This is a genomic window from Pseudomonas sp. SHLD1 (assembly GCF_028640935.1).
Taxonomy (GTDB): domain Bacteria; phylum Pseudomonadota; class Gammaproteobacteria; order Pseudomonadales; family Pseudomonadaceae; genus Chryseomonas; species Chryseomonas aestiva.
The window spans coordinates 573342-585968 of record NZ_JAQZAD010000006.1 but is presented as its reverse complement, the minus strand read 5'-3'; the positions used below and the strand labels follow the sequence as shown (position 1 = coordinate 585968).

The window sequence follows — 12627 nt, the reverse complement described above, 5'->3', positions numbered from 1 at the left end:
CGGCTGATCTCCCTGCCGCGAGTCGCCATCCATGCGTCTGCGCCTGCTGGTCCCTCTGCTGCTACTGCTGGGCGGCTGCACCACGCCGCTCCCCCCTGTGGATCCCCACCAGGCGTGGGTTGATCTGGTGCTGCGCGAACCCGCGGTAGGCGCGTCGCTGCTGGCCGAATCCCAGGACGGCAGGCGTCTCGACGACGGCCGCTATTTCCAGCTCTCCCCCGGCAGCCACAGCCTCAAGGTGAGCTATCGCTACGAACTCTATGGCGGCGGCGGCTTCGGTTCGCGATTCGGCTGGAGGGAACCGCTGCAGATCCAGTGCTATCTGGAACTGGACTACCCGGACTTCCAGGCCGGCCGGCGCTATCGCCTGGAAGCCGAGAACACCTTTGGCCAGGGCGAGATCACCCTCTACGACGGCCCGCGCGAACTGGTAAGTTCCGAGCGAGGCATCTGCTCGCCCTTCTGACCCACGACTGGCAAGGCGGCCAGCACGGTCAGGCGACAGGCCGCTAGGCCGGCACGCTGAGCCAGTCGTCCTGGCTGCGGTCCTGGCTGCGAACCACGGGCGGACGACCTTTCTGCTCCCGCAGCTGGCGACTCATGCGCAGGAAATCCTCGCGTTCCATCCAGCGCGGCGCGGGCTGGGCAAGGGACAGAGCTTGGCGAATCCGGGCGAACGGCGACATGGCATTACCCTCTTGGCTAAATACTGTATGCGCAAACAGTACTAAGCCAGGCGGAACTGTACAAGTATCCAGCGGATGAACGGTCTGTCCCCCGGGTCGGGGATCAGTCGTTGCGCTGATAGAGGATCTTGTAGGTCCCATTGGCGCAGCTGCCCACCACCATGTTGGGATCGCGCACCTCGGCATTGGGGACCGCTTCGAGGGTATAGGCGGTCACCCCGGCTGACTGGATCTTGACCTCGATGTCGGCCTTGAGCTGGTCGCAGGACAGGGGTTCGGCCAGCACGGAGGTGCTCAGCAGGGCGGTGCAGCAGAGTAGCGATAAACGCAGCATGGCGGTTTTCCTTGGCGTGATGACCTCTCAGGCTTGGACGCCCGAGCTGTGCCGATGTTCTCAGCGCGGCCCTTTGGCCAGCGAAGCGGTGGAACCTGGAACCCGAATGGTATTTCCGATGCTCATTCCTTCCAGTGAAGTGCCCCCATGTTCCAGTGGTTGAAAGACAACTCCCAAGTCCTCACGCTCTTTGCCCAGTGCTGCACCCTGGGCGTCTGGGTGCTCTATGCGCAGCTCCTGCTCAACAACTACAAGCGCCAGCGCCAGCCGCGGCTGATCATCAACCGCGGCGCCGGCAAGGGCGTGGGCGCCCTCTGCCTGCTGTCCAACATGAGCGCCGAGCCGGTGTTCATCAACCAGCTCACGGTGATCCTCAAGACCAATCGCGAGACGCTCTATACCGATGTCACCGACATCCGCGAGAGCGGCCAGGATGACTTCGACCCTGATCTGGTGCTGGGCGAGGCGACCCACCAGGGTCCGCTCAACACCGGTGACTTCACGCACATCGGTACCTTCCAGGGCCTGATCCGCCGCGCCGCCGAGTACAACGGCCTGACCCTGGAAAACCACCGGCCGCCCGAGGGCTGGGTGTTCGAGGGCCTGGAGATCCGCGCGGTAGCCTTCTATGGCTCGGATCACGACCCCATCGGGGTACGCCGGCGCTTTCGCCTGGGCCAGCACGACGGCAACTACTGTGCATTGATTGCCGAGGACTGGCAGACCCAGCAGCTGACCACGCGCCGTCAGCGGCGCATGGTGCAAAACGACTGGATGGTCGACCTGGAACCCAAGGCTCAGCCAAAGAACCAGTAGCAGATCAGGATCGACGCCGTGACCCCGGTGAATTCCGCCAGCAGCGCGCAGCCCACCGCATGGCGGGCGCGCTGGATGCCCACCGCGCCGAAGTACACCGCCAGCACATAGAAGGTGGTCTCGGTACTGCCCTGGATGGTCGCCGCCACCAGCGCCGGAAAGCTGTCCACGCCGTGGGTCTGCATGGTCTCGATCAGCAGCGCGCGAGCGGCGCTGCCAGAGAAGGGCTTGACCAGGGCGGTGGGCAAGGCCTCGACGAAGCGGGTGTCCCAGCCAAAGAAGGTCACCGCATGGCGAACGCCTTCGAGGATGGCTTCCAAGGCGCCGGAGGCGCGTAGCACGCCCACCGCGCAGAGCATGGCCACCAGGTAGGGCAACAGCGACTTGGCGACGTCGAAGCCTTCCTTGGCGCCTTCGACGAAGGCTTCGTAGACCGGCACCTTGCGCAGGGCGCCAAGGATCATGAACGCCAGGATGATGCCGAACAGGGTCAGGTTGCCGAGCAGCGATGACAGCCCGGCCAGCGCCGTGGCGGTCAGGGTGAAGAGAAAGGCGACGAAGGCGCCAAAGGCCAGGGCGCCCCCGCCGATCCAGGCTAGCACCACCGGATCCCAGAGTTTCAGCCGCTGCATGAAGGCCACCGAGAACAGCCCCACCAGGTTGGCGCAGGTGTGGGCCAGCAGGATCGGCAGAAACACCAGGGTCGGATCGGGGGCGCCCTGCTGGGCGCGGTACATGAACACCGTCACCGGCAGCAGCGTCAGTGAGGAGGCGTTGAGCACCAGGAAGAGGATCTGCGCATTGCTCGCCGTGGTGCTGCTGGGGTTGAGTTCCTGCAGGGCGCGCATGGCCTTGAGGCCGATGGGCGTGGCGGCGTTGTCCAGGCCCAGGCCGTTGGCGGCGAAGTTGAGGGTGATCAGTCCCAGCGCCGGATGGCCGCGCGGCACCTCGGGCATCAGCCGGGCGAACAGCGGTCCGAGCAGCCGCGCCAGGGCGTCCACCAGCCCGGCCTTCTCGGAGATGCGCAGGATGCCGAGCCAGAGGGTCAGGGTGCCGAACAAGAGCACCATGACCTCCACCGACAGCTTGGCCATGGCGAACAGACTCTCCACCATGGCGGCGAAGACCCCGGCATTGCCGGCTACCAGCCACTGGCCGAAGGCGCTGATCCCGGCAACGATGAAGAAGCCCAGCCACAACCCGTTGAGCATCTCGGTTCTCCCGGCAAAACGGCGATGATAACCGCAGCGTCCGCTCCCTGCAGGGACGCCGTTCAGTCTGTGGTCATCGCCGTCGGGTTATCCTCTGACCTTTCATAAAGCCCGCTGGAGTCTGCCCATGCGTCTGTCCGTTCTCGCCCTGCCGCTGGTGCTCTCCGCCAGCCCGGTATTCGCCTTCAACCTCAACGACGCCGTCAACGCCTACAACGGCGCCAACGGCAACAACAACGCCAAGGCCACCGCCGCCGCGGCAGCCACGCCCCAGGCCCAGGGCCTGCTGCAGGCGCTGACCAGCCAGCTCAACGTCACCCCGCAGCAGGCGGTGGGTGGCACCGGCGCCCTGCTCGGCCTGGCCAAGAATCAACTGGTGGGCAACGACTATCGCCAGTTGGCCAAGGCCGTGCCAGGCCTGGATCAGCTGGCCGGCGCCAATGCCACCGGCGGGCTGTCGCAACTGGGCGGCCTGGGCAGTCTGCTCGGTGGCGGCGGTCAGGACGCCAAGCAGAGTCCGCTGGGCAGCCTGCTGGGCAATGTCGACAGCCGCCAGGACGTCGACAAGACCTTCAACGCCCTGGGCATGAACAGCGGCATGACCAGCCAGTTCGCCCAGGTGATCCTCGGCTATCTCGGCAAGCAAGGCACCCAGCCCTCCCTGCTGAGCACCCTGGGCAATGTCTGGGGTCTGTGACGGCGCTCCGCGCTGGCTGACCCGCGCGGCGGCCAGCCAGGTGCCGGATTACAGCGAGGCACCGCTCGGTTGGCTCTATGCGGACCGTGGTTCCCTCACCGAACGACTGACCGCCCTCAGCAGCGGACGCTTCGCCGTCGAGGTGATCGCGCAGGGCTGGCAACCGCTGCGCCCGGACGAGTGCCAGGCGCTCGAGGTGCCGCCGGCCAGCCCCGGCTGGGTGCGCGAGGTCTGGCTGCGCGGCAATGGCGAAGCCTGGGTCTTCGCCCGCAGCGTGGCGGCGCGCGAGGCCCTGGAAGCGGCGGATTTCGACCTGGCGGCGCTGGGCGAGCGGCCGCTCGGGCACTGGCTGTTCCAGGCGCCGGCCTTTGTCCGCGGGCCGCTGGAGGCCTGCCGCTATCCGCTGGCCTGGCTGCCCGCAGGGGCGGCAACCACGCCCTGCTGGGCCCGGCGCTCGGTGTTCCGGCGCGGTCCCCTGGCGATCCTGGTGGGCGAGGTCTTCCTGCCGGCCTTCTGGCCTCACGCCGGGCGCGAGGGCTAGGCGGATCATCACGACGGCAGCGGCGACGCCCCGGGGCCCCTATAATCGCCAGGCCCTTCGCCATGCAGCCGTCCGATGAAAAAGAACGCCTCCCGTCCCCGTGATCACCGTCCTGCCGCGCCCCGCGGCCCCGAGCCCAGCGCCCGGGTGATCGCCACGCGCCCCCGCCGCGAGCGCATCCGCGACTTCGTCCAGCTGACCCGGCTGGACCGACCCATCGGCATCTACCTGCTGCTCTGGCCCACCCTCTGGGCGCTGTGGATCGCCGCCGAGGGCGTACCGAGCCTGAAGAATCTGGTGATCTTCGTGCTCGGCGTGGTGCTGATGAGATCGGCCGGCTGCGTGATCAACGACTTCGCCGACCGCCACTTCGACGGCCACGTCGCCCGCACCAGGAATCGTCCCCTGGCCACCGGGCGCATCTCGCCCAAGGAAGCCCTGCTGTTCTTTGCCGTGCTGGTGCTGCTCAGCTTCGGCCTGGTGCTCTGCACCAATGCCACCACCGTCTGGCTGTCCTTTGGCGCCCTCGGCGTGGCGGCGCTCTATCCCTTCATGAAGAGATACACCTACTACCCCCAGGCGGTGCTGGGTGCGGCTTTTTCCTGGGGCATGCCCATGGCCTTCACCGCCGAGACCGGCGCGTTGCCGGCGGCGGCCTGGCTGCTGTTCGTCGCCAACGTGATCTGGACGGTGGGCTACGACACCTACTACGCCATGGCCGACCGCGAAGACGATCTCAAGATCGGGGTGAAATCCACCGCCATCCTGTTCGGCGATGCCGACCGGGTGATCATCGCCACCCTGCAGGGCCTGACCCTGTTCTGCCTGGCGCTGGCCGGCGGCCGCTTCGGCCTGGGCCTGCCCTTCTACCTGGGCCTGCTGGTGGCAGCCGGCTGCTTCGCCTGGGAATTCCACGTCACCCGCGACCGCGACCCGCTGGTGTGCTTCAAGGCCTTCCTGCACAACCACTGGGCGGGTCTGGCGATCCTCGTCGGGATCATCGCCGATTACGGATTGCGCTGAGCCGGAGCGCCTACGGCGGCATCGGCCACCACCTCCGGCAGCGCCTCGGGTTGCGCCGCTGGCACCGCCCGGGCCTTCTTGGCCCTGGACGCCTTGCGGCTCTGCTGCCAGGCCACCGCCAGGCCGCTGGCGCAGATGATGAGGATGCCGATCAGCGCGCCACTGTCCGGCACATGGCCGAAGACGAGGTAGCCGATGATGCCGGCGGTGACGATCTGGCCGTAGCTGAAGGGCGCCAGCAGCGCCGGCGGCGCATAACGGAAGGCCTGGGTCAGCAGCAGGTGGCCGGACATGCCAAAGAGGCCGAGCAGCGCCAGCATGAAGCCATGGGTCAGGGTCGGGATCTCCCAGAAGAAGGGCACCACGCTGCTCAGCACCAGAGTGTTGATGATGCCGGTGAGGAAGTTGCTGGTGGTGGGGCTGTCGATGCCGCTGAGCAGGCGCGTCAGCAGCTGGTAGAGGCCGAAGCACACCGCCGAGCAGACCGGCAGCAGCACCGCCGGGGTGAACAGCTGGCCGCCCGGCCGCACGATGACCAGCACCCCGATGAAGCCAGCCAGCACCGCCGCCCACTGGCTGCGGGTAACGCTCTCCTTGAGCAGCGGCACCGACAGTGCCGTCACCATCAGCGGGGCGAGGAAGTTGACCGCGGTGGCCTCGGCCATCGGCAGATAGCGCAGCCCGGTGGTGAAGAACAGGCTGCAGCCGATCAGGCACAGCGCCCTGAGCACCTGCAACCCCGGCCGCTTGGTGCGGATCACCGCCAGCCCCGAGCGCGGGATGAAGATGCCCATCATCAGCAGGGTGTGGGAGAGGTAGCGGGCCCAGACCACCATGACCACCGGATAGAAGCCGGACAGGTACTTGGAGAGGGCGTCGTGGGAGGCGAACAGCCAGACCGCGAGGCAGATCAGGGCGATGCCCTTGAGCGGCTGGTCGGCGAATCTCAGAGTGGGTCCTGCTTGGGCGCTCATTGGACTCCCGTGGCGCTGACGGCGGTCCCTGACCGCCTGCATGATCCGGCCGTCCTGCACGGCGGTCCGTCGGCGTGACCACCGACTCGGGACATGGACCTCGACGACACTGGAGCGTGCCGTCGAGCAGCCGTCCTGTCGCCCTCAGGACCGCGATACCGGGCGATATTTCAATAGCTTACTAACTATGACCCGACGTGCAGCCCGGTCTCCCCCGAGCTTAGTCCAAGCGCCCCGCCGATCTCAATGCGATTGTCCGACGACTTCGCTGACGGCCCGCACGAAGGCCTCGTCCGCCTCCAGCGCCCCGGGGATATGTTCGCGCAGATAGGCCACCCAGGTGCGGATCTTGGCATCCAGGTACTGCCTCGAGGCATAGAGGGCATAGACGTTGAGGCGCTGCAGGCGATAGGCCGGCAGCACCCGCACCAGGCTGCCGTCGCGCAGGCCGTCCACCGCCGAATAGAGCGGCAGCACGCCAATCCCCAGTCCCTGGCGCAGGGCCTCGGTCATGGCGTCGCCGACATTGACCTGAAAGGGGGTCTCGCCGATGCGATAGGTTTCCGGTCCATTGGGGCCGTCGAAGTGCCAGCGGTCGAAGGACACCACCGGGCTGATGAATCTCAGGCAGGCGTGATTGGCCAGTTCCGCCGGCGTCTGCGGCTGGCCGTGTTCCTGCAGATAGGCCGGCGAGGCGCAGAGGATGCTGTAGGTGTGGCCGATCTGCTGGGAGACGAAGCCGGAGTCGGGCAGCTCCACGGCTACCACGATGGCCAGGTCGAAGCCCTCCTCGAGCAGATCGGGGATGCGGTTGGCCATGGTCAGGTCGAAGCGCACCTCGGGGTGCAGGGCGCGATAGCCGGCGATGGCGCGGATCACATAATGCTGACCGATGCCGGTCATGCTGTGCACCCGCAGCCGTCCCTCGGGCCGCGCCTGGGCATGCCCGGCCTCGGCTTCGGCCTCCTCGACATAGGCGAGGATCTGCTCGCAGCGCGCCAGGTAGCGCTGGCCGGCTTCGGTCAGGGCGATGCGTCTCGTCGTGCGGTGCAGCAGGCGGGTGCGCAGATGGGTTTCCAGGTGGGCCACCGCCCGGGAGACGTGGGCCGTGGTGGTCTGCAGCGTCTGGGCCGCGCCGGTAAAGCTGCCGCTTTCCACCACGGCGACGAAAACGCGCATGTTGTGCAGGGTGTCCATGCCGCCTCGACAGTCGGGAAAAGCGTCATTCTCCATATTATTTCAGTATGTGAAACAAAGATTCGCGGGTTGGCGCGCTAATCGACCACCCCGGAATTTTATAGAATCGTTAGCAGCCTAATGGTAACGTCCGCTGACCTCGCGGTTCATGGCCGTCCTCCACGGCGTCCTCTTCAGTTCCAGCTCATCTCGCCAACCTCGCTGCGCTGCCTCATGCCAGACGCAGGTATGGCCCTGTTGCCAACGGACCTCCACGTGTCGCCTTCCTCTAGCAGAGTCTGGCCTGCGCTCACGGTGGTCGCCCTCGCGACCCTGCTGGCCGGCTGTATCGGTACCGGTCACAACGCGCCCCAGGCGCAGCGCCTCGATGACCAGGCGCTGGCCACCGACGGTGCCATCCAGGCCGCCGCCAGCCAGGCCGCCTGGCCCGAGCGCCAGTGGTGGCGCGCCTATGGCGATCCCCAGCTGGATGCCTGGATCAGCGGCGCCCTGGCGGACAACCCGCGCCTGGCCACGGCCGCCGCCCGGGTACGCCGCGCCGAGTCCCTGGCCGGCCTGGCCGAATCCCGCGAAGCCCTGCAGGTCGAGGGCAAGGGCGCCTTCAAGCGCTACAGCTGGCCCACCGACGGCTTCTATGGCCCGGGCGAGCTGGCCGATCGCACCACCTGGAACAACAATGCCGAACTGGGTTTGAGCTATGCCCTGGACTTCTGGGGCCGCGAACGCGACGCCAGCGCCCAGGCCCTGGACCAGGCCCACCAGGCCGCCGCCGAGGTGCGCGCGGCCGAGCTGGAGCTGACCGGCAACATCGTCCGCAGCTATATCGGCTTCGCCCTGCACCACGATCAGCGCGACATCCTCGCCGCCACCCTGGAGCAGCAGCGGCACCTGGCCGACCTCGCCCAGCGCCAGCTGGACGGTGGCCTTGGCACCCAGTTCGAGGTCAGCCAGGCGCGCGCCCTGCTGCCCGAGACCGAACGCCAGCTGGAAGCCCTGGACGAGACCCTGGCGCTGGATCGCAACCAGCTCGCCGCCCTGGCCGGCAAGGGTCCGGGTGCCGGCGCCAGCCTGCAGCGCCCGCGTCTGACCCTGGGCGCGGCACCGCGCCTGCCCAGCGCCCTGCCGCTGGAACTGGTCGGCAAGCGCCCCGACGTGGTGGCGCGTCGCTGGCAGATCGCCGCGGCGGCGAAGGGCGTGGACGTCGCCCGCGCCAGCTTCTATCCCAACATCGACCTGGTGGCCAACGTCGGCCAGTTCCTGACCCTGGGTCGCCTCAGCGAGATGCTGACCCACGCCAAGACCGGTTCCTTCATAGGTCCCGCCTTTTCTTTGCCGATCTATGACGGTGGCGCCCTGCGCGGTCGCCTCGGCGCGGAGTCGGCGGCCTACGACGTGGCCGTCAGCGCCTACAACCAGACCCTCATCGACGCCCTCAAGGACATTTCCGACGCCCTGATCAAGGCCGATTCGGCGGCCAGGCAGGCCACCCTCGCCGACCAGGCCAGCCAGGAGGCCCAGCGCACCTACGACATCGCCCGCGAGGCCTTTCGCCGTGGCCTGACCGACTACCTGCACGTGCTCGACGCCCAGACCCGGCTGTTCGCCCAGCAACGCGTCACCGCCCAGGTGCACGCCCTGCGCCTGGCGGCCCAGGCCGCTGCCCTGGTCGCCCTCGGCGGCGGCGCGGACCTCGAACGCGGGCCGGGCGACCAGGATCTGGTACCGGCCCGCGTCGCCGTCGAGCGGGCCGCGCGGTGAGTACCCACGCTACCGCCCACTCGCCACTGCGCCAGGCCCTGGGCGCCTGGGCGCGCAGCGATGGCAGCCTCTGGCTGTACCAGGCCAAGGTGCTGCTCGCCGCCAGCCTGACCCTCTGGCTGGCCATGCGCCTGCAACTGCCGCATCCCAGCTCGGCGGTGATCACCGTGTTCATCGTCATGCAGCCGCAGAGCGGCCAGGTGCTGGCCAAGAGCTTCTACCGGGTCATGGGTACCCTGCTGGGACTGGCGGTGATGCTGGTGCTGATCGCCCTGTTCGCCCAGGAACGGGTGCCCTTCCTGATCTTCCTGGCGTTGTGGATCGGCCTCTGCGTGGCCGGTTCGGCGCGCTATCGGGACTTTCGCAGCTATGCCTGCATGCTGGCGGGCTACACCGCCGCGCTGATCGGCATTCCCGCCGCGCTCAATGCCGATACCGCCTTCATGTCGGCGGTGATGCGGGTCCTGGCCATTACCCTGGGCGTGCTCTGCAGCGGCGCGGTGAGCGCGGCGGTCTTTCCGCAGACCAGCGCCACGGCCATGCGCGCGACCCTCTATAGACGCATGGGTGGCTTTGCCGGACTGGCCGCCGACGTCCTTCGCGGTCGTCTCGACCGTGCCTCCCTGGAGGCTGCCGGAGTACGCCTGGCCGCCGAGGCGGTGGGACTGGAAAGCCTGCGCAGCGCCTCGGCCTTCGAAGACCCGCACATGCGCATGCGCAGTGGGCGCCTGGCCCGACTGAACGCCGAATTCATGGGCCTGACCACCCGCCTGCATGCCCTCAGCCGCCTGTTGATGCGCCTGCGCGAGCGCGACGCCCAGTTGCCACTGGCAGCCCTCGAACGCCTCTGGGCCCCGCTGCTGGAGGTGTTCGAGGAATGGCGCGGCCAGGCCCTTACCGAACACGCGGCCCTGACGGCGGCGGCGCGTCTGGAGCAGCTGCATCAGGGCCTGCGGCCGCGCATTCGCGCCCTGCGTGCCGAGTTGCCGCCCCTGAGCGAAGCCGACCGCCGCGACGTCGAGACCGCCGTGGAGCTGCTCTTTCGCTTCACTGGCGAATGGCACGACTATCTGCAGACCCATGCCTCCCTGGCAGCGCCGCGCCACAGTCGCGAACAGTGGAAGCCGCGCTTCGTGGCCAAGGCCAATGCCCTGGGCGCGGCGGTCACCGGCATCCGTAGCGCCTTTCTGGTGCTGGTGCTGGGCGCCTTCTGGATCGCCAGCGCCTATCCCAGCGGCGGCATGCTGGCACTCAACGCCGCGGCCGTCTCGGCGCTGGCCTCGGCCTCGCCCGATCCCAAGCGCACCGCCCTGCAGATGGCGGTCGGCGCCAGTGGCGGCGTGGTGCTGGGCTTCTTCCTGACCTTCTTCGTCTTTCCCTGGATCACCGGCCTGCCCCTGCTGCTGCTGACCCTGGCGCCGGTGTTCATGCTGGGCACCTGGATTTCCCTGCGCCCGGGCTGGATGGGCTATGGCCTGGGTTGCCTGGTGTTCTTCTGCTTCACCTCGATCCCCGACAACCCGCCGGTCTACGACGCCTACGCCTTCATCAACAACGGCATCGCCGTGGTCCTGTCGATGGTCATCACCGCGGCGGTCTCGGCGGTGCTGCTACCACCCAACAGCCCCTGGCTGTGGCGCCGCCTGGAGCGTGACCTGCGCCAGCAGGTGGTGCGGGCGGTGAGCGCGCCATTGCCGCACCTGGCACCGGCCTTCGAAGGCCAGACCCGCGACCTGCTCAACCAGGCCTATGGCGTCAGCGCCGGACGCGGTGAAGCGCAGCGTCGCCTGATCGGCTGGGCCTTCGTGGTGCTGGAGATCGGTCATGCGGTGATCGAACTGCGCCAGTTGCAGGCCCGCCTGCCCGCGGCCCCGCGCTATGCCGAGAGCAGCGCCTGGCGCCAGGCCATCCGGGTGCTCGGGCGCGCCCTGGTACGCCTCTTCCTCAAGCCCGGCGCGGAACATCTGCGGCGGGCGCTGGTGGCAGTGGACGCGGCCCTGCTTGCCGTGGCGACCGTGACCGAACCGCCGGAACTGCCCTATGACGAGTCGCCCCTGCGCCAGGTGCAGAGCGACCTGCATTTCATCCGCAGTGCCCTGCTCGATCCCCAGGGGCCCCTGGCCCGCTATCACGAGATCCCCCATGCCCCGTGAAATCGCCTTCCACGGCCTCTACCTGCCCACCGTGACGGTGCTGTTCCTGGTCGCCGCCCTGCTCGCCTGGGCGCTTGACCGGGTGCTCGCCGCGGTCGGCCTCTACCACGTCGTCTGGCATCCGGCGCTGCTGCGCCTGGCCCTGTTCATCTGCCTCTACTGCGCCCTGGCGCTGTGCGTCTATCGCTAGGACTCCTGCCATGATCCTCAAGAAACTCTTCGGCGTGCTCTTTACCCTGCTGGTGGTCTGCCTGGCGCTGATCCTCGGGCGGCTGCTCTGGGTGCACTACATGAACGACCCCTGGACCCGCGATGGCCGGGTGCGCGCCGAGGTCATCACCATCGCGCCGGACGTGGCGGGGCTGGTGACCGAGATCGCCGTGCGCGACAACCAGTGGGTCAACAAGGGCGACCTGCTGCTGCAGATCGATCCGGAGCACTACGAGATCGCCGTGCATCAGGCCGAGGCCACGGTCGCCGCGCGCAAGGCCACCCTCGCCATGCGCCAGCAGAACGCCCGCCGCCGTGCCGACATCGACAGCCTGGTGGTTTCCCGCGAGAACCGCGAAGACGCCAGCAGCGCCGCGCTGGCCGCCGAGGCCGATCTGCGCCAGGCCCAGGCCCAGCTGGAATCGGCGCGTCTCAACCTCAAGCGCACCCGGGTGCTGGCACCGGTCGACGGCTACGTCACCAACCTCTCGGTGTTCAGGGGCGACTACGCCGCCGCCGGCGCACCCAAGCTGGCCGTCATCGACGCCCATTCGTTCTGGGTCTATGGCTACTTCGAAGAAACCAAGTTGCCTCACGTGCAGGTGGGAGCAGCCGCCGAGATGCGCCTGATGAGTGGCCAGACGTTGCGCGGGCATGTGGAAAGCATCGCGCGTGGCATCTATGACCGCGACAATCCCCAGAGTCGTGAACTCACCGCCGACGTGAACCCCACCTTCAACTGGGTTCGCCTGGCCCAGCGGGTACCGGTGCGTATCGCCCTGGATCCGCTGCCCGAAGGCCTGATGCTGGCGGCGGGCACCACTTGCACCGTGGTCCTGGAAGACGCTCGCGGCGAACGCTCCTGGTGGGACGCCTTCTGGCAGGGTTGAGACCTGCCCGATCGCCAGACTTTTCGCTGCGCTAAAACGACAACACCCCTGACACCGGCGGGTTTCGCTTGAGACGAAACCGGTCGAATTCAGGGGTGTGGTCGTATCCAGCCCAGTCCGCCGCGAGTGCGAAAGTA

General features: G+C 68.0%; 14 protein-coding genes. 9 read left to right on the top strand and 5 right to left on the bottom strand.

The window, feature by feature from the left end:
• Positions 1-31 precede the first annotated feature (31 nt).
• Positions 32-466, top strand: coding sequence for a PA0061/PA0062 family lipoprotein (locus tag PVZ77_RS02740; protein WP_273805416.1), 435 nt, complete (start codon positions 32-34; stop codon positions 464-466).
• A gap of 43 nt (positions 467-509) precedes the next feature.
• Here PVZ77_RS02740 and PVZ77_RS02735 read toward each other — a convergent pair whose 3' ends face one another.
• The gene (locus tag PVZ77_RS02735) at positions 510-686 is read right to left on the bottom strand and encodes a hypothetical protein (RefSeq protein ID WP_273805417.1); all 177 of its coding nucleotides are present in this window, start codon (positions 684-686) and stop codon (positions 510-512) included.
• Between the two features lie 103 nt (positions 687-789).
• Positions 790-1020: a DUF1161 domain-containing protein gene (locus PVZ77_RS02730; RefSeq protein WP_273805418.1), complete on the bottom strand. Its 231-nt coding sequence runs from the start codon at positions 1018-1020 to the stop codon at positions 790-792.
• Between the two features lie 147 nt (positions 1021-1167).
• Here PVZ77_RS02730 and PVZ77_RS02725 point away from each other — a divergent pair, with 147 nt between their 5' ends.
• Entirely contained in the window at positions 1168-1836 is a 669-nt protein-coding gene (locus tag PVZ77_RS02725; protein ID WP_273805419.1) for a hypothetical protein, read from the top strand.
• On the opposite strand, the gene PVZ77_RS02720 is transcribed toward PVZ77_RS02725, so the two are convergent.
• Entirely contained in the window at positions 1818-3047 is a 1230-nt protein-coding gene (locus PVZ77_RS02720) for a nucleoside recognition domain-containing protein (protein WP_273805420.1), read from the bottom strand. The genes PVZ77_RS02725 and PVZ77_RS02720 overlap by 19 nt on opposite strands.
• 127 nt (positions 3048-3174) lie before the next feature.
• On the opposite strand from PVZ77_RS02720, the gene PVZ77_RS02715 reads away from it, so the two are divergent.
• The 3 genes from PVZ77_RS02715 (at position 3175) to ubiA (ending at position 5308) form a co-directional block, all read left to right on the top strand.
• Positions 3175-3744, top strand: a complete 570-nt coding sequence (locus PVZ77_RS02715) for a DUF2780 domain-containing protein (protein ID WP_273805421.1) — start codon at positions 3175-3177, stop codon at positions 3742-3744.
• A complete protein-coding gene (locus PVZ77_RS02710) occupies positions 3728-4285 on the top strand; it encodes a chorismate--pyruvate lyase family protein (protein WP_273805422.1) in 558 nt (185 codons plus the stop codon). Before PVZ77_RS02715 ends, PVZ77_RS02710 begins: the two co-directional genes overlap by 17 nt.
• 75 nt (positions 4286-4360) lie before the next feature.
• On the top strand, positions 4361-5308 hold the full coding sequence (gene ubiA / locus PVZ77_RS02705; protein ID WP_273805423.1) for a 4-hydroxybenzoate octaprenyltransferase: 948 nt from the start codon (positions 4361-4363) through the stop codon (positions 5306-5308).
• Here the strand turns inward: ubiA and PVZ77_RS02700 are convergent.
• On the bottom strand, positions 5293-6282 hold the full coding sequence (locus tag PVZ77_RS02700) for a DMT family transporter (protein WP_273805424.1): 990 nt from the start codon (positions 6280-6282) through the stop codon (positions 5293-5295). The genes ubiA and PVZ77_RS02700 overlap by 16 nt on opposite strands.
• A gap of 243 nt (positions 6283-6525) precedes the next feature.
• Positions 6526-7479 (bottom strand): LysR family transcriptional regulator, encoded by a 954-nt coding sequence (locus PVZ77_RS02695; protein WP_273805425.1) that lies wholly within the window; start codon positions 7477-7479, stop codon positions 6526-6528.
• Between the two features lie 255 nt (positions 7480-7734).
• Here PVZ77_RS02695 and PVZ77_RS02690 point away from each other — a divergent pair, with 255 nt between their 5' ends.
• From PVZ77_RS02690 to PVZ77_RS02675, 4 genes are read left to right on the top strand one after another with little or no spacing between them, the layout of a single operon-like run.
• Positions 7735-9237, top strand: a complete 1503-nt coding sequence (locus PVZ77_RS02690; RefSeq protein WP_273805426.1) for an efflux transporter outer membrane subunit — start codon at positions 7735-7737, stop codon at positions 9235-9237.
• A complete protein-coding gene (locus tag PVZ77_RS02685; protein WP_273805427.1) occupies positions 9234-11390 on the top strand; it encodes an FUSC family protein in 2157 nt (718 codons plus the stop codon). Before PVZ77_RS02690 ends, PVZ77_RS02685 begins: the two co-directional genes overlap by 4 nt.
• Positions 11380-11580 carry a DUF1656 domain-containing protein gene (locus PVZ77_RS02680; protein WP_007160208.1) on the top strand — a complete coding sequence of 67 codons (201 nt, stop codon included), beginning with the start codon at positions 11380-11382 and terminating at the stop codon, positions 11578-11580. Before PVZ77_RS02685 ends, PVZ77_RS02680 begins: the two co-directional genes overlap by 11 nt.
• A 10-nt stretch (positions 11581-11590) precedes the next feature.
• Positions 11591-12490 (top strand): efflux RND transporter periplasmic adaptor subunit, encoded by a 900-nt coding sequence (locus tag PVZ77_RS02675; protein WP_273805428.1) that lies wholly within the window; start codon positions 11591-11593, stop codon positions 12488-12490.
• Positions 12491-12627: the final 137 nt, after the last annotated feature.